The following is a 20,763-nucleotide window of genomic DNA, read 5'->3' as shown; positions in this document are numbered from 1 at the left end:
GGACAACATGAGAACAACGAAGCGCTCGAAAAGGGACAAAGCGCGAGCAGGCGCGGGCGCCAAGGCGATCACCGCAGGCCGCTGGGCCGCGTACGCGGTGGCCGTGTTCGCGTTCTCATGGTTTGCGATTCAGGCGTTCTACTTCGGGCAGATCGCCTTGTGGAACTACGTGAATCCGCAATCGACGGCGTTCATGCGCTCCGATGCGTGGCGTCTCGCGCAGGACCGGCCCGATCTGTCGATCCAGCACACGTGGGTGCCGTACGACCAGATTTCGCGCAATCTGAAGCGCGCGATCATCGCGTCCGAAGACGCGAACTTCGTCAACAACAATGGCTATGAAACCGACGCGATCCTGCAGGCGTGGGAGAAGAACAAGGCGCGCGGCAAAATCGTGGCGGGCGGCTCGACGATTACGCAGCAACTCGCGCGCAATCTCTTCCTGTCGCGCGAAAAGAGCTATATCCGCAAAGGACAGGAGCTCATCATCACGTGGATGCTCGAGACGCTGATGGACAAGGAGCGCATCTTCGAGATCTATCTGAACTCGGTCGAATGGGGCAATGGCGTCTATGGCGCGGAAGCGGCGGCGCGCTATTACTACAAGACCACGGCGGCCAGGCTTTCCGCCGGTCAGGCGGCGCGGCTTGCGGTCATGCTGCCGCGGCCGAAGTACTTCGACGAGCACCGCAACTCGGGCTATCTGACGCAGCGCGCGCGTGTGATCGCGCGGCGCATGGGGGCCGCGGAATTGCCCGATTGAGCGCCTGACCATTTGGCGGACGCGGCTCCTCGTTCTGGTTTCTCCCGTCGCTACAAAATAAAACGGCAACTGCGCTTGCAACGCAGTTGCCGTTTTCGTTTCCCCGCGAGGATGGATACCGGTTCAGCGGAAATAATAGGTCAGGCCGACTGTAAAGCTATTATTGGTTCTTTTTGTTCCATTCGAATTCGACTGGTCGGCTGTCCATTCACCGCTGATATGGATATTTTTGTAAATCGCGTATTCGACGCCGAGGCCGCCATGAAATCGCGTATCCGGCCACGCTGATGTAAAGCCGATGCGCGCGTACGGCATGATCTTGTTGAACGGCATGCCGATGCGGACGTCGAGGCCACCGTCGTCTTTCGTCGTCGATCCGCCGTGAAAATCGCCGAATGCTTCGGCGCCGAGCACAAAGCGCCCGACATCGAAACCGTAGCCGGCCATCGCGCCGAAGAACCCGGTGCCATGCGTGCCCTGGTTGACGGCGCCGGACGCATCGGACCAGTTTCCACCGACCTTGATGCCGAGATAGGGACCGGCGAACTCCGAGTGCGCCGTGTTCGTAGCAGGGGGCTGCGAATCAGTCGATTGCGCCGGCGTTTGGGCGTGCGCGATGCCCGCAAGCGCGGCGAAGGTTAATGCGGACAACCAGAGCTTAATTGAAGTCATATCGAAAATAAAAAGTTCGCTGTTTGCATTTGATTCGTCGTAATTCGAAAAATGAACAAATCAATATAAGACAATTGATGCGGGGCTTAAATGCAAGCAGATGCGAGACTAGATACTTCAGATAATTGACTGAATCAGACACTTCTTAAATGAATTTTGCGATCGCGGGTTAAGGAAGCGACGAGGCCTGCGTCAGCCGGTACATCGAGAGGAAGATGTCGATTGCGATGGTTGTCCCAATATGTGGTTGATCTATTCACATATTGGTGTATCTTGGAAAAGCGCCCTACAATCCGTTCCAACCAGCCGGTCCCCCGGCGAAAAGACATCGTCGGCGCCGCCGCAGCATAAGCGTGACGAAACGCAAAACGAATCGGAGACAACCCGCTATGGCCTCGTTCCTGTTCTGCCGACAGCCGGCGCGCGTGAGCCGCGCGGCGTCTGTTTGACGTCCCTCGCGACGTTGCGCATCACGTTCCCCTGACACCCCCAACCCGTTTGCCTGATCGCCATGAATAAAGCGATGACCAATCACGCCGGGTCCGAGTCCGACGCGGTGAGACAACCCGTAGTGCGCCCGTCGAACGGCACGGCGCTCCCGCCCGCGGACCGCGACGCGATCGCGCTGCCGAGCACGCTGCTCGACATCACACCGCAACAGGCCGGCACGCAGACGCTGCTGCGCGGCCTCGCGATTCTTGAAGCGGCGGCTGCTGGCGTGCGCGATCTGCGCACGTTCGGCGCGGCGCTCGGCACGACGCGCAGCACGACGCATCGGCTCGTCAGCAGCCTTGTGCAGGCGCGCTATCTGCGCCAGGTGCAGGGCGGCTATCTGCTCGGCCCGAAGCTGATCGAGCTCGGCACGATCGCGCTCGAGCAGATGCCGCTGACGACCGTCGCGCGTCCGCATCTCGCCGCGCTTGCCGAAGAAACGCACGACACGATTCACCTTGGCGTGCGCGACGGCGACGACGTGCTCTATATCGACAAGATTCCCGGCACGCGCGGTCTCGAGATGCGTTCACGCGTCGGTCACCGGATGCCGCTCGCGTCGACCGGTATCGGCAAGGCGATGATGCTCGACCTCACGCCCGAGCAATGGCAGAAGCTGTTCGACGCATCGCGCCGCGCGCTCGCGGGCGTGAGCTTCAAGCCCGACAACCGTCCCGACCTGCCGACCTTCTTGCAGCGCATGACGAACTACTCGGGCGGCGGCTTCACCTTCGATCTCGAAGAAAACGAAGCCTCGATCCGCTGTGTCGCGGCGCCGGTGCGCGACGCGTCCGGTGCGATCGTCGCGGCGTTGTCGGTCGCGAGCACGATTCCGTATATGTCGCTCGAGCGGATGGACGAACTGATTCCGGTCGTGCAGCGCGAAGCGCGCGCGATCTCGGAAGAACTCGGCTGGCGTGCACCGCAACCGGCAACCCGCAGGATCAAGCGATGACGGCACTGGGTGCACCGCCCTCCACCCCGGTCAATTCCGCCACGCGTGCTGCAGCGGCGCCTCGCGACGCGCATAAGCGCCGCGGCGCGGCAGCCGACGCCGACGCCGACGCCGACGCCGGCGGCGAGTCAGGCGCCATCGGCAACAACAGGGCGGCGCTGATCGCGCTCGACTGGGGCACGACCGCGCTGCGTGCCTATCTGTTCGACGCAGCGGGTCAATTGCTCGAAACGCGTGCGTCGACCGCCGGCATCATGAACCTGCCGCGCGCCGCAAGCGAAGGCGGCTTCGACCTTGCGTTCGACGCCGTGTGCGGCAGCTGGCTCGAAGACGCGCCGCATCTGCCGGTGATGGCGGCTGGCATGGTCGGCAGCGCGCAGGGGTGGAAAGAGGCGCCGTACGTCGGCACGCCGGCCAGCCCCGATGCGATCGTGCGCGGCCTCGCGCGCATTCAGACCGCGAGCGGCGTCGCGCTCCATATCGTGCCGGGCGTTCTCGAGCGCGGCGAACTGCCGAACGTGATGCGCGGCGAAGAGACGCAGATTTTCGGCGCGCTTGCCGGTGACACGGTAACCGTCGCGAACCGGCCGGATGCCAGCGCGAACGACGAAGAAAGCGCGCTGATCGGCTTACCCGGCACGCACGCGAAGTGGGTGATCGTGCGCGGCACGCACATCGAGCGCTTCTATACGTTCATGACGGGCGAAGTGTTCGCCGCACTTTCCGAGCACACGATCCTTGGCCGCACCATGACCACGCCCGATCGTCCCGACACGGCGGCGTTTCTGCGCGGCATCAGTGTCGCGCGCAATCACGGCCACGCGGGCATGCTCGCGACGATCTTCAGCACACGCACGCTCGGACTGACCGCGCAGCTTTCGCGCGAAGAGCAGCCCGACTATCTGTCGGGGCTGTTGATCGGCCACGAACTGAACGGACTCGAAGCGGTGCTCGAGCGTCAGCAGTCGACGCTTGCCGGCCGCACGCTGCGCCTGATCGGCAACGAGGCGCTGTGCGAACGGTATCGGCTCGCGCTCACGCAGTACGGCTGCCAGTCGGCCGAGCTCGTCAAACATGCAACCGAACGGGGCCTGTGGCGCATCGCCGTGCAGGCCGGCCTCGTGACCCCCGCCGCCGGCGCCGCGCCCGCGTCGCGCAACGGCTAGCGCCCGAGCGATCGATGCGGACTGCAACGCAAAGGACCCGCGCGCCGGCAAGGGAACAGCGAAAGGAACAGACAGGGAACCGATCATGCAAGCTGAACTGAATCTGCCCGGACCGTACCAGCCGCACGCCGGCTTGATGGCCGCCTTCGAAGCGTGTCCGCTGATTGCGATCCTGCGCGGCGTGACGCCGGCCGATGCGGCCGCTCACGGCCGCGCGCTCTATGAAGCGGGCTTTCGCATCGTCGAAGTGCCGCTCAACTCGCCACAGCCGTTCGACAGCATCGCAGCGCTCCGCCAGGCGCTGCCGCCCGACGCGATCGTCGGCGCGGGTACGGTGCTGCGGGCCGAGTTCGTCCATCAGGTGAAGCAGGCGGGCGGCGAACTGATCGTGATGCCCCATGCGGACCCGGAAGTGGTGAGCGCGGCGAAGTCGCACGCGATGGCCTGTTCGCCCGGCGTGGCGACGCCGACCGAAGCGTTTATCGCGCTTAAAAACGGCGCCGACGTGCTGAAGATGTTCCCCGCGGAGCAGCTCGGCTGCCAGGTCGTGAAGGCATGGCGCGCGGTGATCGCGACCCAGGTGCCGCTGGTGCCGGTCGGCGGAATCACACCGGACAACATGGGTCCGTTCCTGACCGCGGGCGCGAACGGTTTCGGTCTCGGCTCCGCGCTGTTCAAGCCGGGCCAGAGCGCTGCGATTACCGCGTCGCATGCGAAAGCGTTTATCAACGGGCTGCGCATCGCGCGCGCAGGTGCAAAGAAATGAATCGCCTTGCCGGCAAGGTCGCATTGATCACGGGCGCCGGCCGCGGTATCGGTGCCGCGATCGCGCATGCGTTTGCGCGCGAGGGCGCGGCGGTCGTGCTGGCGGAACTCGACCTCGAAACCGCGCAGCAGACGGCGCGAGAAATCGAAGCGGCGGCGAACGGCGCCGCGGCACGCGTGCTCGCGGTGCGTACCGACGTCACGCAATCCGCCTCGGTGCAGCATGCCGTCGCCGAAGCGCAGCGCGCATTCGGCGTGCTCGACGTACTCGTGAACAACGCGGGCATCAACGTGTTCTGCGACCCGCTGACGATGACCGACGACGACTGGCGCCGCTGCTTCGCAGTCGACCTCGACGGCGTCTGGAACGGTTGCCGCGCGGCGTTGCCGGGCATGGTCGAACGCGGCCGCGGCAGCATCGTCAATATCGCGTCGACGCATTCGTTCAAGATCATTCCGGGCTGCTTTCCGTATCCGGTCGCGAAGCACGGCGTAATCGGACTCACGCGCGCGCTCGGCATCGAATACGCGCCGCGCAATGTGCGTGTCAACGCGATCGCGCCCGGCTATATCGAAACGCAGTTGACGCGCGAATGGTGGGACAACCAGCCGGACCCGGCCGCCGCGCAGCAGGCGACGCTCGATTTGCAGCCGATGAAGCGCATCGGCCGTCCCGAAGAAGTCGCGATGACGGCGGTGTTTCTCGCCTCCGATGAAGCGCCGTTTATCAACGCGAGCTGTATCACCGTCGATGGCGGGCGCTCGGCGCTTTATCACGATTGACGGACGACGAAAGCAACAGGAGCAACAAAAGCAACAGGAGCAACAAAAGCAACAGCGGCAGGAGCACCGTCCACGCCAACGCGTGACGAGCACAGTGAACCGGTTGACGCGCTGGCCGCGTGTGTCAGTCCCGGTACAAGAAGACGCGGCCGATAACCTTCTCGTTACTAGTCAGGAGACAAGCATGAAACGCAGAATATTCCTCACGCTCGCGGCGGCAGCGACGACGGCGGTGCTGGTCAACGCGCCGGTTGCGCAGGCGGCCGATCAGGTCAAGATCGGCTTTCTCGTGAAGCAGCCGGAAGAGCCGTGGTTCCAGGATGAGTGGAAGTTCGCCGAGATCGCCGCGAAGCAAAAGGGCTTTACGCTCGTGAAGATCGGCGCGCCGTCGGGCGAGAAGGTGATGAGCGCGATCGATAACCTCGCCGCGCAAAAGGCGCAGGGCTTCGTGATCTGCACGCCGGACGTCAAGCTTGGACCGGGCATCGTGGCGAAGGCGAAGGCCGACGGCCTGAAGATGATGACGGTCGACGACCGCCTCGTCGACGGTTCGGGCAAGCCGATCGAGTCGGTGCCGCATATGGGCATCTCGGCTTACAACATCGGCAAGCAGGTCGGCGAAGGCATCGCGGCCGAGATCAAGAAGCGCGGCTGGGACATGAAGGACGTCGGCGCGATCGACGTGACCTACGAGCAGCTGCCGACCGCGCACGACCGTACGGCTGGCGCGACCGACGCGCTGGTCGCCGCGGGCTTCCCGAAGGCGAACATCGTCGCCGCGCCGCAAGCGAAGACCGACACGGAAAACGCATTCAACGCGGCTAACATCGCGCTCACCAAGAACCCGCAATTCAAGCACTGGGTTGCCTACGGCCTCAACGACGAAGCGGTGCTCGGCGCGGTGCGCGCTGCCGAAGGCCGCGGCTTCAAAGCCGACAACATGATCGGCATCGGTATCGGCGGTTCGGATTCGGCACTGAACGAGTTCAAGAAGCCGCAGCCGACAGGCTTCTACGGCACCGTGATCATCAGCCCGAAGCGTCACGGCGAGGAAACGTCGGACCTGATGTACGCATGGATCACGCAAGGCAAGGAGCCGCCGCTGCTGACGCTGACGACCGGCATGCTCGCGACGCGCGACAACGTGTCGGAAGTGCGTAAGGAGATGGGTCTCGCGTCGAAGTAAAGCTGTGCCGCTGACGATGGTTCGTCAGTGCGTCAGACAGACGTGAGAGCGACAGCGTAGCAACGAAGTAACGGCAAAGCGCGTGGACGCCTGTGACGTCCGCGCGTTTTGCGGATTCGTGCGACCGGTTTGGGACAGGAAAACCCGGAGCAAACCCGGGGCAAACCGCGCAAACACAAGTGGCAACAGGAGGCGAAGTGTCAGCGACGCTGCGTTTTGACAGTATCGGCAAGGTGTTTCCTGGCGTACGCGCGCTCGACGGCATTACGTTCGACGTGCATGCGGGCCAGGTGCACGGCCTGATGGGCGAGAACGGCGCGGGGAAATCGACCCTGCTCAAGATCCTCGGCGGCGAATATCAGCCGGACTCGGGGCGTGTATTGATCGACGGCAACGAGGTGCACTTCGGCAGCGCCGGCGCGTCGATCGCGGCCGGCATCGCGGTGATTCACCAGGAACTGCAGTACGTGCCCGATCTGACGGTCGCGGAAAACCTGATGCTCGGCCGCTTGCCCAATACGCTCGGCTGGGTCAACAAGCGCCATGCGAAGCGCCATGTGCGCGAGCAGCTTGCCGCGATGGGCGTCGAGCTCGATCCGGACGCGAAGCTGCGCAAGCTCTCGATCGCACAACGGCAGATGGTCGAAATCTGCAAGGCGTTGATGCGCAATGCGCGCGTGATCGCGCTCGACGAGCCGACGAGTTCGCTGTCGCATCGCGAAACCGAAGTGCTGTTCAAGCTCGTGCGCGATCTGCGCGCCGACAACCGCGCGCTGATCTATATCTCGCACCGCATGGACGAGATCTATCAGCTGTGCGACGCCTGCACGATTTTCCGCGACGGCCGCAAGATCGCCTCGCACGAGACGCTCGAAGGCGTGAGCCGCGACACGATCGTCAGCGAAATGGTCGGCCGTGAAATTTCGGATATCTATAACTACACGCCGCGCGCGCTCGGCGAAGTGCGCTTTTCGGCGAAGGCCATCGAAGGCGGGCCGCTCGCGGAGCCGGCGAGCTTCGAGGTGCGGCGCGGCGAGATCGTCGGGTTCTTCGGCCTCGTCGGCGCGGGCCGCAGCGAACTGATGCATCTGGTTTACGGCGACGATCCGAAAAAGGGCGGCCAACTCACGCTCGACGGCAAGCCAATCAAGGTGAAAAGCGCCGGCGACGCGATCCGCCAGGGCATCGTGCTGTGCCCCGAAGACCGCAAGGAAGAGGGGATCGTCGCGATCGCGTCGGTATCCGAGAACATCAATATCAGCTGCCGGCGGCATTATCTGCGCGCGGGCATTTTTCTCGATCGCAAGAAGGAAGCGGAAACCGCGGACCGCTTTATCAAGCTTCTGAAGATCAAGACGCCGAGCCGTCGCCAGAAAATCCGCTTTCTGTCGGGCGGCAACCAGCAGAAGGCGATTCTGTCGCGCTGGCTCGCGGAGCCCGATCTGAAGGTCGTGATTCTCGACGAACCGACGCGCGGTATCGACGTCGGCGCGAAGCACGAGATTTACAACGTGATCTACCAGCTCGCCGAGCGCGGCTGCGCGATCGTGATGATTTCGTCGGAATTGCCGGAAGTGCTCGGCGTTTCCGACCGCATCGTCGTGATGCGGCAAGGCCGCATTTCCGGCGAACTGGCGCGCGGCGCGGCAACCGAGCAGTCGGTGCTGAATCTCGCCTTGCCGAAGAGTTCGACAGTATCCGAAACCGCACAGGCGGCCTGAAGTCTGAGGAGCAACGACATGCAACAAGCTCAAGAAAACCTCGCGCAACAGGCGGCGAAAAGCGCCGCCGAAGCGCTGATTCCGCAGGCGAACGATCGCCAGAAATGGTGGCAGCAGATCACCGAATACAGCCTGATCGTGATTTTCGTCGTGATGTTCATCACGATGTCGCTGACGGTCGATCACTTCTTCTCGATCGAGAATATGCTCGGCCTCGCGCTGTCGATCTCGCAGATCGGCATGGTCGCGTGCACGATGATGTTCTGTCTCGCGTCGCGCGATTTCGATCTGTCCGTGGGCTCGACGGTCGCGTTTGCCGGCGTGCTCTGCGCGATGGTGCTCAATGCGACCGGCAACACGTTTATCGCGATCGTGGCCGCGGTGTTCGCCGGTGCGGTGATCGGCTTCGTGAACGGCGCCGTGATCGCGTATTTGCGCATCAACGCGCTGATCACGACGCTCGCGACGATGGAAATCGTGCGCGGTCTCGGTTTTATCGCGTCGCACGGGCAGGCGGTCGGCGTGTCGTCGGAGACGTTTATCGCGCTCGGCGGCCTTACGTTCTTCGGCGTCTCGCTGCCGATCTGGGTCACGCTGATCTGCTTTATCGTGTTCGGCGTGATGCTCAATCAAACCGTGTATGGCCGCAATACGCTCGCGATCGGCGGCAATCCGGAAGCGTCGCGTCTGGCGGGGATCAACGTCGAGCGCACGCGCGTCTACATCTTCCTGATTCAGGGCGCGGTGACCGCGTTGGCCGGTGTGATTCTGGCCTCGCGAATTACGTCGGGCCAGCCGAATGCGGCCGAAGGCTTCGAGCTCAACGTGATTTCCGCGTGCGTGCTCGGCGGCGTGTCGCTGCTCGGCGGCCGCGCGACGATCTCAGGGGTGGTGATCGGCGTGCTGATCATGGGTACCGTCGAGAACGTGATGAACCTGCTCAATATCGATGCGTTCTATCAGTACCTCGTGCGCGGCGCGATCCTGCTCGCCGCGGTGCTGCTCGACCAGTTGAAGAATCGCGGTTCGCGCGATTGATGTCCAACTGATACGCAACGTGTGATCGACCTTTAGGGGAATCGAACGATGTCGTCTCCGGCCAACGCAAGCGCACGGCATGCCGCCGATGTCTATGCGCACTATCCGAGCCTCACGGACCGCACGGTGCTGATCACGGGCGGCGCGACCGGCATCGGCGCGACCTTCGTCGAGCATTTCGCGGCGCAGGGCGCGCGTGTCGCGTTCTTCGATATCGACGAAACGGCCGGCGACGCGCTCGCCGACGAACTCGGCGACTCGCGGCACAAGCCGCTGTTCGCGCGCTGCGACGTGACCGACATCGACGCGCTGCAGAAGGCGATTGCCGATGTGCGCGCGGCGCTCGGGCCGATCGCGGTGCTCGTCAATAACGCGGCGAACGACAAGCGCCACAGGATCGCGGACGTGACGGCCGAGTCGTTCGACGCCGGTATCGCGGTCAACGTGCGGCATCAGTTCTTTGCCGCGCAGGCGGTGGTCGACGATATGAAAGCGGCGGGCGGCGGCTCGATCATCAATCTCGGCTCGATCAGCTGGATGCTGAAAAACGGCAACTATCCGGTGTACGTGATGGCGAAATCGGCGGTGCAGGGGCTCACGCGCGGCTTGGCGCGCGATCTCGGGCCGTTTCATATTCGCGTCAATTCGCTGGTGCCCGGCTGGGTGATGACGGAAAAGCAGAAACGTCTGTGGCTCGACGATGCGGGCCGCCGCGCGATCAAGGAAGGGCAGTGCATCGATGCGGAACTGATGCCGGACGATATCGCGCGCATGGCGCTTTTTCTCGCCGCCGACGATAGCCGGATGATCACCGCGCAAGACCTGATTGTCGACGGAGGGTGGGCATGAACGGGGAAGTTGTGGTGCAGGCAAAAGCACAGGAAAAGCGGGCGGCGCTCGCAATCGACGCGAAATGCGCGCTCGGCGAAGGCGCGACATGGTGTGCGCGCAGCAACCGCTTCTACTGGGTCGATATCGAAGGCGCGCGCTTGTGGCGCTACGATCCGCGCGCTGCGAGCAGCACGTCGTGGACGATGCCCGAGCGCCTTGCCACGTTTGCGCTGTGCGCCGATCCGCACTATCTGCTGCTCGGGCTCGCATCGCGTCTTGCGTTCTTCGACCTGGCGACCGGCGAGATCGAGACGATCGTCGAAGTCGAGCCGGGTTTGAACACGCGTGTCAACGATGGCCGGTGCGACCGCCAGGGGCGCTTCGTGTTCGGCACCAAAGACGAAGGCGCGCCGGCGCGGCCGATCGGCGGCTTCTACCGGCTCAATCGCGATCTGACGCTCGAACGGCTGCCGCTGCCGGCGCCGGCGATTTCGAACAGCATCGCGTTCAGTCCCGACGGCGCGACGATGTATTTTTGCGACTCGCCGACCCGCGAGATTTGCGCGTGCGATTATGGCGCGCACGGGCGCGTGTCGAATGAGCGCCGGTTCGTGCGGCTGACCGATGCGACGGGCGAGCCCGATGGGTCGACCGTCGACGCCGACGGCGGCTTGTGGAACGCGCATTGGGGCGGCGCGCGCGTCGTGCGCTACGATGCGAACGGCGTCGAGACGGAGCGCGTGACGGTGCCGACCGCGCAGCCCAGTTGCGTGGCGCTCGGCGGTGCGCGGCTTGCGACGCTCTATGTGACGAGTGCGCGCGTCGGTCTCGATGCCGATGCGCTGCGCGACGATTCGCTGGCAGGCGGCGTGTTTATCGCGACGCCGGCGCGGCGCGGTTTGCCGGAGCCGCTGTTCGAGGGTATCCCACGCTAGAGCCGCGGCGCGACCTGATTTAAAGTTCTGCTGGTTTTGTTGGTTTGGCGCTCCGACGCTCCGACGCCCCGGCATCCGGGTGACTTCCATGCATCGCGCGTCACCGCGTTTTAACGGGTTTTCACTCATTTTTTTCGCTTGAAGCAGGGCAATTCGCAGCATGCAGCACAGACCAAAGAGGCGGCCGGCTTCCCGCGCCGCCCGCATAGCCGCCGTCTGTGACGGCGACATTCGATGCCTCTCGAAGGGAGCTTTGAAATGACTGTCGCGAATTCTGCTGTCCCGTCTTCTTCCGCTTCTTCTTCCTCGCCAACCCAGACGCGTCGCGCGCGTCTTCGGGCGGCGACGCATCCGGTACTGGCCGGGCCGAGCACGTCGGCGGTTGCGATCGGCGCGTCGAATGCGGGCGAAGTCGATAACGTGACGCTCGCCAATGCGTACTTGCGTGTCGATGTCGCACCGCATCTCGGTGGCGGCCTGACGCGCTTCGACTGGCGCAGCGAAGGCAACCTGGTGCCCGTGTTCCGGCGCTGCCGCCACGTGAGCTCGCAGACCGACGCCAACGAACTCGCGTGCTACTCGCTGCTGCCGTATTCGAACCGCATCGGCGGCGGCCGTTTTTCCGTTGGCGGCCGCACCGTCGATGTGCCGTGCAATCGCGCCGGCGAATCGCTGCCGATTCACGGCGACGGCTGGCTCGCGTCGTGGCATGTGGCCGATACGGGGCAGGAAAGCGTGCGCCTTACGCTCGATCGCAGCGACGGCAAGCCGTATGCGTATCGCGCCACGCAGACCTATACGCTCGAGGGTCCGACGCTCGTGATCACGCTCGATATCGAGAACGTCGGACGCGACCTGTTGCCGTTCGGGCTCGGCGTGCACCCGTTTCTGGTCCGCGACGACGATACGCAGTTGTCGGCGGCCGCCGCGGGCCTGTGGCTTTCCGGCGACGACTGGCTGCCGGTGCGTCAGGTGCCGGTGCCGCCTGCGTGGCAGTTCGGCGTGGCGTATCCGCTGCCGCGCACGATGGTCAACCACGCATTCACGGATTGGAGCGGGCACGCGACCGTGGTGTGGCCGAAGCGGCGTCTGTCGCTGACGGTGTCGTCGAGCACCGATTACTACGTGCTTTACACGCCGCCCGGCGAAGACTTCTTCTGCTTCGAGCCCGTCGATCATCCGATCAACGCGATGAACCTGCCGGGCGGCGCGGCCGAGCATGGCATGACGATGCTCGGGCGCGGCGAGCGGTTGTCGCGAACGTTCCGGTTCACGGTCGAGCATGTCGGCCTGCGCGCGGTCGCGGGTGGCAGGGGCGCGCGGCGGCAGTGAGGTTCGTGCGCGAGTAGCGGCGATGCGCGGGCGGCTGCGCCGTATTCACGGCGCGCCCGCGCATAAGACGCGAGTAAAATACGCGCCTTTCCTGCACACGATGCCCCGCGCGGCTTCCACCCGGGTTCCACGATGACTTCCTTCATTCACACGCTCAATCTCGCCTGGCAAAACTCGAACTCGCTGCTGTGCGTCGGGCTCGATCCGGAGCCGGCGAAGTTTCCCGGCGCGCTCGCGAACCGGTCGGATGCGATCTTCGATTTTTGCCGCAAGATCGTCGATGCGACGGCGCCGTATGCTTGCGCGTTCAAGCCGCAGATCGCCTATTTCGCCGCACATCGCGCGGAAGATCAACTTGAACAGCTGATCGCGCATATCCATTTGAAACACCCGGAACTGCCGGTGATCCTTGATGCGAAGCGCGGCGACATCGGCAGCACAGCCGAGCAATACGCGCGCGAAGCGTTCGACCGGTACCGCGCCGATGCGGTGACGGTGAACCCGTATATGGGCTTCGATTCGCTCGAGCCGTATCTCGAGCACAAGGACAAGGGCGTGATCGTGCTGTGTCGCACGTCGAACCCGGGCGGCTCGGATCTGCAGTTTCTCGATGCCGGCGGCCGGCCGCTCTATCAGACCGTTGCGCAACTCGCGGCGCAGAAATGGAACACGAGCGGCCAGTTGGGGCTGGTGGTCGGCGCGACGTTCCCGAAGGAAATCGAAGTGGTGCGCGGGCTGGTCGGCGATATGCCGCTGCTGATTCCGGGGATCGGCGCGCAGGGCGGCGATGTCGAGGCGACGGTGCGCGCGGGGCGCACCGCGGCGGGCACGGGGATGCTGATCAATTCGTCGCGCGCGATCCTCTACGCGGGCAAGGGCGACGATTATGCGGAAGCGGCGGGCGCTGCGGCGCAGAAGACGCGGGATTCGATCAACGCGTATCGTTGACCGGCTACCCGTTGCGGGAGTTACGCGCCACCTTTCACCGGCCCAAGCCGCGCAATCAGCGCCCGATGCGCAGGAAACTGCGCCTGCAACTGCGCGACGTCGCCCACTTCGAACTCGCTGAACTCGAACCCCGGCGCGACCGTGCAGCCGACCACGGCGAAGCTCGCCGGGTCTTCGCACTCGGCGGAAAACCAGTCGCCGCCCAGCACGACCGCCTGAAACACGGTGTCCGGATGGGTGAGCGCGTTGCCGAGCCGATGGGTGGTGAGCTTGCCTTGACGGTCGAGCACGTGCACATGGAGCGGTTCGCCCGCATAGAAGTGCCAGACTTCATCGGACTTCAGCCGGTGCCAACGCGAATACGCGCCGTCGCACAACATGTAGTAAATCGCCGTCGACGCCGAGCGCGGCTCGTTCGCGTTTTCCTGACGGTGGATGGTTTGCGCCGCGCGATACGTCTCGCGGTAATAGCCGCCTTCGGGGTGCGGCTGCAAGTCGAAGCGGCGGATCAGTTCGTCTTTCGAATTCGTCGGCATGGCTCGGTCGTGGCAACGGATAGTGAGGAATGGAGCTTCGCATGAAGCTTCACCCTGCAGAACGCCTCAGCGCTCCCTTTCATCCAGCAATTTGAGCAGCCCGCGCAATGCATGCTCGGCTGCCTGCACACGAATTCGCTCGCGATCGCCCTTGAATACGAGTGTCTCGACCACCGTATGCAGCCGGTTGCTCCAGCCGAACGACACCATCCCGACCGGCTTCGTTTCCGTACCGCCGCCGGGTCCCGCAATGCCGGTAATCGCCAGCGACACCTGGGCGCGGCTGTTGCGCAGCGCGCCTTCCGCCATCGCGCGCGCAACGGGCTCGCTGACCGCGCCGTGCTTCTCGATCATGTCGGCGGGTACACCGATCATTTCGCTTTTCGCCTGGTTCGAGTACGTGACGAAGCCGCGCTCGAACCAGCCGCTGCTGCCCGAAATATCGGTGATCGCGGTCGCGACCATGCCGCCCGTGCACGACTCGGCGGTCGCGAGCATCAGACGCTCATCGCGCAGGCGGTTGCCGGCGCGGATCGCAAGTTGGTGAACGACGGTATCGGTAGACATGCTGGTTCCGCTTGGTTTTCCGGTTCAGTAGGTCTGACGAAGGCGTGCCGGCTCAGACCGCCATTCGCCACAACGCGATCACGAGCAACGTGAAAAACGCGGCGACGAGATCATCAAACATGATGCCGAAGCCGCCTTTCAGTCTGCGGTCGAAGTAACGGATCGGCGGTGGTTTCACCATGTCGAAGAAACGGAACAGCACGAACGCCCAGAGCTGCCCGGTGAGCGACACCGGTGTGACCAGCAGCAGCACGAGCCAGAACGCGACGATTTCGTCCCAGACGACCGGTGACGGATCGTCGATGCCAAGACGGTTCGCGGTAAAGCCGCAGATCGCGATTCCGCCGAAGAAACCCGCGATGATCAGAATGCCCCATTCGATCACCGTGAGCCGCTCGGCGAACGCCGCGAACGACGCCCACGCGAAGAGCGTACCCATCGTGCCGGGCATGACCGGAGACAGCCCGCTGCCAAAGCCGAGTGAAATCAGATGACACGGATGCGACAACATGAAGCGGGCCGTCGCGCGACGCGGACCCGGTTTGCGCGGACCGCGGTTGCCGACGCCGTTTGCCTCGCGTGACAGGTCCGCGCCGTTGGAGCTCGGGTGGTCGTTTGACGGACGGTTTGCGCCCGAAGCGCCGGATGCCGACGCGCTGGTCGCAGAAGCGTCGTGTGCGGTTGCGCCCGGCACTGGGGCGCCGGCCGCCGGTTCGCCCGGCATGGGTCCGCCTGCGGAGCCGACCGAAGGTTCAGTCTGCATGGAAATGATCGAAGCCTTGCAACGTCAATGTAAGCGGCGCGCCCGCTGCATCGTGCCACGCGATCGTGGCGATCGTGGGCGGGGCGGCGGCCGAATCGGGAGCGTTTATTGTACCGATGCGGGTCGTGCGAATGCCCGCGTTGTCACTGACTTTTTCAATTGAAGCGCGTGCGGCGACCGGAGCCGTAAAGCACAACTCGTAATCGTCGCCGCCCGCGATCGTGCAGCGGCGCTGCACGTCGGCGGGCAGCCGGCTCAATTGCGCCGAGCGAGGCAGCGCGTCCGCATCGACGGTCGCATTCATCTGCGAGCGTTCGAGGATGTGCATCAGATCGCCCGCGAGTCCGTCGGAGATATCGAGCGCGGCATGCGCGAGGCCGCGCAGCGCAAGGCCGAGTTCGATGCGCGGCTCGGGGCGTTCGAGTGCGTGACGAAAGTGCGCGGCGTCGTTCGCGTCCGCTTGCCATTCGCCGCGCGCGACGCCGAGCCCCGCGCGCGCATCGCCGAGCGTGCCCGACACCCAGATGTCGTCGCCCGCGCGAGCCGCATCTCGACGCAGTGCAACATGAGCCGGCACGGAGCCGAACACGGTGATGCACAGATTGAGCGGACCCCCTGTCGTATCGCCGCCGATCAGTTCGCAGCCGAAGCGCTCGGCGATGTCGAAGAGCCCGTCGCTGAACGCGGCAAGCCATGCTTCGTCCGCGCGCGGCAGCGAGAACGCGAGCGTGAACGCCTGCGGTTTCGCGCCCATCGCGGCGAGGTCCGACAGGTTCACGGCGAGTGCCTTGTGACCGAGCGCGCGCGGCTCGATGTCGGCGAAAAAGTGCCGGCCTTCGACGAGCATGTCCGTCGATATGGCCATCATCTCGCCGGCGGGCGGCGCGATCAGCGCGCAATCGTCACCGATGCCGAGTGCAACGGCGCCGTCGCGAAGCGCGCGGCTCGCACTGCCCGCGACGTCCGTGGGTGCGCGTGCACGCGCCGCACGGCGCGCGAAGAAGCGGTCGATCAGCAAGAACTCGGAAAGCATGAGGTAAGAGTCCGGAGTACGGTTGGCAACGGAAGCCGTGCCTTGCATTCAGGATCACAACACACTTCTGAATGTTGCGATGCGATGGGCACAAACGCGCTTTTTAGCACTGTTTGCGTCGTAGCTGTTGTTCCCGGATTGAAAGGCTCGTATTGTGGGATTGGCGCTACAATGCCGTCGAACTTCTATTCTAATCCGCCAATTCAGGCTCGCTTATGTCGAATCCCGCCAATAGCAAACTCCGTGAAGCCGCGCTCGATTATCACGAATTTCCGACTCCTGGAAAGATCGCGGTCTCGCCCACCAAGCAGATGATCAACCAGCGGGATCTCGCGCTCGCGTATTCGCCGGGCGTTGCATTCGCATGCGAAGAGATCGTTGAGAATCCGCTTAATGCCGCGCGTTTCACTGCGCGCAGCAACCTGGTCGGCGTGGTCACGAACGGCACCGCGGTGCTCGGGCTCGGCAACATCGGGCCGCTCGCATCGAAGCCGGTCATGGAAGGCAAGGCCGCGCTGTTCAAAAAGTTTGCCGGTATCGACGTGTTCGACATCGAGCTCAACGAGTCGGACCCGCACAAGCTCGTCGATGTGATCGCGGCGCTCGAGCCGACCTTCGGCGGCATCAACCTCGAAGACATCAAGGCGCCGGACTGCTTTATCGTCGAGCGCGAAGCGCGCAAGCGCATGAAGATTCCGGTCTTCCACGACGACCAGCACGGCACGGCGATCGTCGTTGCCGCGGCGATTCTCAACGGCCTGAAAGTGGTCGGCAAGAATATCCGCGAAGTGACGCTCGTCGCATCGGGCGCCGGCGCGGCCGCGCTCGCGTGTCTCGATCTGCTCGTCGATCTTGGCCTGCAACTTGAAAACATCACGGTGACCGACCTCGCGGGCGTCGTCTATAAGGGCCGTGCCGAACTGATGGATCCGGACAAGGAGCGCTTCGCACGCGAAACCAGCGCGCGCACGCTGGCTGAAGTGATCGGCGGCGCGGACGTGTTCCTCGGCCTGTCGGCGGCGGGCGTGCTGAAGCCGGAAATGGTCAAGCAGATGGCCGACAAGCCGCTGATTCTCGCGCTTGCGAACCCGACGCCGGAAATCCTGCCGGAAGTGGCGCGCGAAGTGCGTCCCGATGCGGTGATCGCAACGGGCCGCACCGACTATCCGAACCAGGTCAACAACGTTCTGTGCTTCCCGTTTATTTTCCGCGGCGCATTGGATGTGGGCGCAACGACGATCACGCGTGAAATGGAAGTCGCCGCGGTCAACGCGATCGCCGAACTCGCGCGCCAGGAGCAGAGCGATATCGTCGCCACCGCGTATGGTATTCAGGACCTGTCGTTCGGACCCGAGTACCTGATTCCGAAGCCGTTCGATCCGCGCCTCATCGTGAAGGTCGCGCCGGCTGTCGCGAAGGCGGCGATGGAATCGGGCGTGGCGACGCGTCCGATCGAGGACATGGACGCGTACGAACAGCATCTGCAGCAGTTCGTCTATCACAGCGGCACGACGATGAAGCCGATCTTCCAGCTCGCGCGCAGCGTCGACGCCGGCAAGAAGCGCATCGTGTTTGCCGAGGGCGAAGAAGAGCGCGTGCTGCGCGCGGTGCAGATCGTCGTCGACGAGAAGCTCGCGAAGCCGATCCTGATCGGCCGGCCGGCCGTGATCGAGCAGCGCATCGCGCGTTATGGCTTGCGTCTCGTGGCGGGCCAGGATTACACGATCGTCAATACCGACCACGACGAGCGCTATCGCGATTTCTGGCAGACGTACGCGAAGATGATGGCGCGCAAGGGCATCAGCGAGCAGATGGCGAAGCTCGAAATGCGCCGCCGCACGACGCTGATCGGTTCGATGCTCGTGAAGAAGGGCGAAGCGGACGGCATGATCTGCGGCACGATCAGCACGACGCATCGTCATCTGCACTTTATCGATCAGGTGATCGGCAAGAAGGAAAATGCGAGCGTTTATGCGGCGATGAACGCGCTCGTGCTGCCGAACCGGCAGATCTTCCTCGTCGATACGCACGTGAACGTCGATCCGACGCCTGCGCAACTGTGCGAGATCACGGTGATGGCGGCCGAGGAAGTGCGGCGCTTCGGCATCGAGCCGAAGGTTGCGCTCGTGTCGCATTCGAACTTCGGTACGAGCCACGCGCCGTCCGCGCAGAAGATGCGCGAGGTGCTTGCCATGCTGAAGGAGCATGCGCCCGACCTGCAAGTGGATGGCGAGATGCACGGCGACGTCGCGCTCGACGCGAACCTGCGCCGCGAGATCCTGCCGGAATCGACGCTCGAAGGCGATGCGAACCTGCTCGTGCTGCCGAACATCGACGCGGCGAACATCTCGTACAACCTGCTGAAGACGGCCGCGGGCAATAACATCGCGATCGGTCCGATTCTGCTGGGCGCCGCGCAGCCCGTGCATGTGCTGACCGCTTCGGCGACGGTGCGCCGGATCGTCAATATGACGGCGCTGCTCGTGGCGGATGTGAACGCAGCGCGTTAAGCATGTGAACGCCGCGCATTGAGGGTGTGAACGCCACGCGTTAAGCGCCCTCCGCCTCTCACCCTTCACGCCTTGACCTCCACCCGCAAAAAGAGGCGTGCCCGCAATGGGCACGCCCAGGGTGAGCAGGGGATCGATTCACCCAAAAAGGCCGGATGCTGGCATTCCGTTTTGTGGATCGCCGGGGGCAAGGAGGCATGAGGTACTGCCCCGCATCTCGCCTTGGTTGAATTTTATCTTGTTCAAGATAAGTTTCGCTGTAAAGAGTTGTCAAGACGAGCGAGCGGGCCGGAACGCGCCCGATGCGAGGTTTATTTGTGCTCGCGGATTGCCTCGTCTAAAACCTTTCATTTTCCGAACGAGCGTTGCTTCCGGGGTCCATTAGCGATACCCTTACGACTTTCGTGCGACACGCGTCGCATCGACTGGACGGCGAGAGCCGTCCCATTTGGTGGCACCTTGAGGCCACCCCTGTGTAGCGAAGCGAGACCGGTGCTGTTTGACTAGGAATTGCTGCCGTAGACGGTCAACGATATTCGTATCGTTGGACGTGATTGCATTGACCTGATTACCCATCAGGTTCCGCCAGTTAGCGGCTTCAACTCCGCTAACAAGCGGATTGGAGTATGTAATACCCGGACCTTCCGGCAACGAATCGCTGCAAGTACGAGCGCAAGCTCGGTATGTCATTGTTCGACCTCGCTCGCGTCTGATCGAGGGAAGTGAACCTGCTATGCGACTAGCAGTAGCCTAGGAAGACATGCGTCACTGGTAACGGTGGGGTGTGAAGCTCTTCTGACAATGTAGCCCCCGGACGTTTCGGGTGGACGGAGATCGTGAGATACCCGTACGGAGACTCCTAGCAGCAAACGGGGTCGAGGAGCTAGGCTGACTGATATGGTTAATGTAAGTGAACTGCTGATAAACCTCGTGATAAGGATGAATGCCAAAGCTGCTGATAGGCATCAACCAAAAGGTGTGCGGTCGGATAACTCGTTGGAAGTTCGGGTTACGTCGTCGTTAGACCGCCGGGGAATAGGCAGAACCTAAATCAGTCGTGTGACATGCCGGGAACGTGGTAAGCCCGTATGGTTGCCAGCGCAGTAAGGCTGGCAGGCGAACCGCAAGGGACGCTGTGGACTGTGCGGGTATGGGAGGACGGAAAAAGCGAATGCCGGGCTGTAATGGTTCGGATAGGGGTTGAGACATTACCTCATGCGAAAGCAGGCAGACTTCCGTCTGGTCTACCGTCGCAGGACGGCTGACTAACCCTTAGCTGGAATTGGTGATTGCTGACGGGCCGCTTGGGCCGTCAACGTACGTTTTTAACCCCCTTGCGGGAGCAGATTGCTCCCGCAAGGGGCGATCTGCTCTCCGCTCGGGATTCACTTCTTCGAGTAGGAGAGCAGCATGAAAGTATCTGGTCGAAAGACCGGATCTGCGCTTTCCCACGCGCCGGACAACTGGAACGCCGTAGATTGGCGTCGGGTTGAACGGAACGTGAGAGGGATGCAGATTCGAATTGCGAAGGCGACGCGGGAAGGTGACTGGCGCAGGGTGAAAGCCCTGCAACGGATGCTGACCCGCACGTTGTCCGCAAAGTTGTACGCGGTGCGACGTGTTACGCAGAACCAGGGTGCGCGAACGGCTGGAGTCGATCGCGAACTATGGGATTCGCCTGAGAGCCGGTGGGAAGCCATCGGCAGGTTGAAGCGGCGCGGGTACAGGCCTCTGCCATTACGGAGGGTCTTTATCCCCAAGGCCAAT

The 20,763-nt window shown here is 63.5% G+C and carries 19 protein-coding genes; 14 read left to right on the top strand and 5 right to left on the bottom strand.

Translation table 11 applies throughout. The annotated features are described in order from the left end of the window. The first annotated feature begins 7 nt into the window (after window positions 1-7). Entirely contained in the window at window positions 8-763 is a 756-nt protein-coding gene (mtgA, locus tag ACYPXD_RS26555; RefSeq protein ID WP_459718279.1) for a monofunctional biosynthetic peptidoglycan transglycosylase, read from the top strand. Between the two features lie 123 nt (window positions 764-886). On the opposite strand, the gene ACYPXD_RS26550 is transcribed toward mtgA, so the two are convergent. Next, a complete protein-coding gene (locus ACYPXD_RS26550; protein ID WP_459718276.1) occupies window positions 887-1,414 on the bottom strand; it encodes an outer membrane protein in 528 nt (175 codons plus the stop codon). 532 nt (window positions 1,415-1,946) lie between these two features. Here ACYPXD_RS26550 and ACYPXD_RS26545 point away from each other — a divergent pair. From ACYPXD_RS26545 to pyrF, 11 genes are all read left to right on the top strand, one after another. Then, window positions 1,947-2,882, top strand: a complete 936-nt coding sequence (locus ACYPXD_RS26545) for an IclR family transcriptional regulator (RefSeq protein WP_459718272.1) — start codon at window positions 1,947-1,949, stop codon at window positions 2,880-2,882. Beyond that, the gene (locus ACYPXD_RS26540) at window positions 2,879-4,048 is read left to right on the top strand and encodes a 2-dehydro-3-deoxygalactonokinase (RefSeq protein WP_459718268.1); all 1,170 of its coding nucleotides are present in this window, start codon (window positions 2,879-2,881) and stop codon (window positions 4,046-4,048) included. Before ACYPXD_RS26545 ends, ACYPXD_RS26540 begins: the two co-directional genes overlap by 4 nt. Before the next feature lie 85 nt (window positions 4,049-4,133). Beyond that, a complete protein-coding gene (locus ACYPXD_RS26535) occupies window positions 4,134-4,814 on the top strand; it encodes a 2-dehydro-3-deoxy-6-phosphogalactonate aldolase (RefSeq protein WP_459718265.1) in 681 nt (226 codons plus the stop codon). Continuing rightward, window positions 4,811-5,596, top strand: a complete 786-nt coding sequence (locus ACYPXD_RS26530) for an SDR family oxidoreductase (protein WP_459718262.1) — start codon at window positions 4,811-4,813, stop codon at window positions 5,594-5,596. The genes ACYPXD_RS26535 and ACYPXD_RS26530 overlap by 4 nt, the downstream gene beginning before the upstream one ends. A 184-nt stretch (window positions 5,597-5,780) precedes the next feature. Beyond that, complete coding sequence (locus ACYPXD_RS26525; protein ID WP_459718259.1) at window positions 5,781-6,782, top strand: arabinose ABC transporter substrate-binding protein; 1,002 nt, start codon at window positions 5,781-5,783, stop codon at window positions 6,780-6,782. Between the two features lie 197 nt (window positions 6,783-6,979). Beyond that, window positions 6,980-8,503 carry an L-arabinose ABC transporter ATP-binding protein AraG gene (araG, locus tag ACYPXD_RS26520; protein WP_459718256.1) on the top strand — a complete coding sequence of 508 codons (1,524 nt, stop codon included), beginning with the start codon at window positions 6,980-6,982 and terminating at the stop codon, window positions 8,501-8,503. Between the two features lie 18 nt (window positions 8,504-8,521). Next, window positions 8,522-9,541 (top strand): L-arabinose ABC transporter permease AraH, encoded by a 1,020-nt coding sequence (gene araH / locus ACYPXD_RS26515; RefSeq protein WP_459718252.1) that lies wholly within the window; start codon window positions 8,522-8,524, stop codon window positions 9,539-9,541. A gap of 48 nt (window positions 9,542-9,589) precedes the next feature. Then, on the top strand, window positions 9,590-10,390 hold the full coding sequence (locus ACYPXD_RS26510) for an SDR family NAD(P)-dependent oxidoreductase (RefSeq protein ID WP_459718248.1): 801 nt from the start codon (window positions 9,590-9,592) through the stop codon (window positions 10,388-10,390). Further along, window positions 10,387-11,307 carry an SMP-30/gluconolactonase/LRE family protein gene (locus tag ACYPXD_RS26505; protein ID WP_459718245.1) on the top strand — a complete coding sequence of 307 codons (921 nt, stop codon included), beginning with the start codon at window positions 10,387-10,389 and terminating at the stop codon, window positions 11,305-11,307. The genes ACYPXD_RS26510 and ACYPXD_RS26505 overlap by 4 nt, the downstream gene beginning before the upstream one ends. A gap of 258 nt (window positions 11,308-11,565) precedes the next feature. Then, window positions 11,566-12,639: an aldose 1-epimerase gene (locus ACYPXD_RS26500; protein ID WP_459718242.1), complete on the top strand. Its 1,074-nt coding sequence runs from the start codon at window positions 11,566-11,568 to the stop codon at window positions 12,637-12,639. A gap of 132 nt (window positions 12,640-12,771) precedes the next feature. Next, window positions 12,772-13,587, top strand: a complete 816-nt coding sequence (gene pyrF, locus ACYPXD_RS26495) for an orotidine-5'-phosphate decarboxylase (RefSeq protein ID WP_459718238.1) — start codon at window positions 12,772-12,774, stop codon at window positions 13,585-13,587. A gap of 20 nt (window positions 13,588-13,607) precedes the next feature. On the opposite strand, the gene ACYPXD_RS26490 is transcribed toward pyrF, so the two are convergent. From ACYPXD_RS26490 to thiL, 4 genes are all read right to left on the bottom strand, one after another. Then, on the bottom strand, window positions 13,608-14,123 hold the full coding sequence (locus ACYPXD_RS26490; protein WP_459718235.1) for a cupin domain-containing protein: 516 nt from the start codon (window positions 14,121-14,123) through the stop codon (window positions 13,608-13,610). A 66-nt stretch (window positions 14,124-14,189) separates the two neighbouring features. Beyond that, window positions 14,190-14,690 (bottom strand): CinA family protein, encoded by a 501-nt coding sequence (locus tag ACYPXD_RS26485; protein ID WP_459718232.1) that lies wholly within the window; start codon window positions 14,688-14,690, stop codon window positions 14,190-14,192. Window positions 14,691-14,742: 52 nt separating this feature from the next. Beyond that, complete coding sequence (locus ACYPXD_RS26480; protein WP_459718228.1) at window positions 14,743-15,453, bottom strand: phosphatidylglycerophosphatase A family protein; 711 nt, start codon at window positions 15,451-15,453, stop codon at window positions 14,743-14,745. Beyond that, the gene (gene thiL, locus ACYPXD_RS26475; protein WP_459718225.1) at window positions 15,443-16,486 is read right to left on the bottom strand and encodes a thiamine-phosphate kinase; all 1,044 of its coding nucleotides are present in this window, start codon (window positions 16,484-16,486) and stop codon (window positions 15,443-15,445) included. The genes ACYPXD_RS26480 and thiL overlap by 11 nt, the downstream gene beginning before the upstream one ends. A 215-nt stretch (window positions 16,487-16,701) precedes the next feature. On the opposite strand from thiL, the gene ACYPXD_RS26470 reads away from it, so the two are divergent. After that, complete coding sequence (locus ACYPXD_RS26470; RefSeq protein ID WP_459718221.1) at window positions 16,702-18,996, top strand: NADP-dependent malic enzyme; 2,295 nt, start codon at window positions 16,702-16,704, stop codon at window positions 18,994-18,996. Between the two features lie 1,410 nt (window positions 18,997-20,406). Beyond that, window positions 20,407-20,763, top strand: a 357-nt coding sequence (locus ACYPXD_RS26465) for a reverse transcriptase N-terminal domain-containing protein (protein WP_459718518.1), incomplete at its 3' end; no start/stop codon positions are given.

Source organism: Paraburkholderia sp. 2C, from assembly GCF_054589215.1.
Note: the sequence above shows the minus strand (reverse complement) of the source record. Positions and strands in the feature narration are given on the sequence as shown.

Bases quoted from the DNA above. Each gene is read 5' to 3' on its own strand.
- mtgA (WP_459718279.1), top strand. From the start codon at position 8: ATGAGAACAACGAAGCGCTCGAAAAGGGACAAAGCGCGAGCAGGCGCG.
- ACYPXD_RS26545 (WP_459718272.1), top strand. From the start codon at position 1,947: ATGAATAAAGCGATGACCAATCACGCCGGGTCCGAGTCCGACGCGGTG.
- ACYPXD_RS26540 (WP_459718268.1), top strand. From the start codon at position 2,879: ATGACGGCACTGGGTGCACCGCCCTCCACCCCGGTCAATTCCGCCACG.
- ACYPXD_RS26535 (WP_459718265.1), top strand. From the start codon at position 4,134: ATGCAAGCTGAACTGAATCTGCCCGGACCGTACCAGCCGCACGCCGGC.
- ACYPXD_RS26530 (WP_459718262.1), top strand. From the start codon at position 4,811: ATGAATCGCCTTGCCGGCAAGGTCGCATTGATCACGGGCGCCGGCCGC.
- ACYPXD_RS26525 (WP_459718259.1), top strand. From the start codon at position 5,781: ATGAAACGCAGAATATTCCTCACGCTCGCGGCGGCAGCGACGACGGCG.
- araH (WP_459718252.1), top strand. From the start codon at position 8,522: ATGCAACAAGCTCAAGAAAACCTCGCGCAACAGGCGGCGAAAAGCGCC.
- ACYPXD_RS26510 (WP_459718248.1), top strand. From the start codon at position 9,590: ATGTCGTCTCCGGCCAACGCAAGCGCACGGCATGCCGCCGATGTCTAT.
- ACYPXD_RS26505 (WP_459718245.1), top strand. From the start codon at position 10,387: ATGAACGGGGAAGTTGTGGTGCAGGCAAAAGCACAGGAAAAGCGGGCG.
- ACYPXD_RS26500 (WP_459718242.1), top strand. From the start codon at position 11,566: ATGACTGTCGCGAATTCTGCTGTCCCGTCTTCTTCCGCTTCTTCTTCC.
- pyrF (WP_459718238.1), top strand. From the start codon at position 12,772: ATGACTTCCTTCATTCACACGCTCAATCTCGCCTGGCAAAACTCGAAC.
- ACYPXD_RS26490 (WP_459718235.1), bottom strand. From the start codon at position 14,123: ATGCCGACGAATTCGAAAGACGAACTGATCCGCCGCTTCGACTTGCAG.
- ACYPXD_RS26485 (WP_459718232.1), bottom strand. From the start codon at position 14,690: ATGTCTACCGATACCGTCGTTCACCAACTTGCGATCCGCGCCGGCAAC.
- ACYPXD_RS26480 (WP_459718228.1), bottom strand. From the start codon at position 15,453: ATGCAGACTGAACCTTCGGTCGGCTCCGCAGGCGGACCCATGCCGGGC.
- thiL (WP_459718225.1), bottom strand. From the start codon at position 16,486: ATGCTTTCCGAGTTCTTGCTGATCGACCGCTTCTTCGCGCGCCGTGCG.
- ACYPXD_RS26470 (WP_459718221.1), top strand. From the start codon at position 16,702: ATGTCGAATCCCGCCAATAGCAAACTCCGTGAAGCCGCGCTCGATTAT.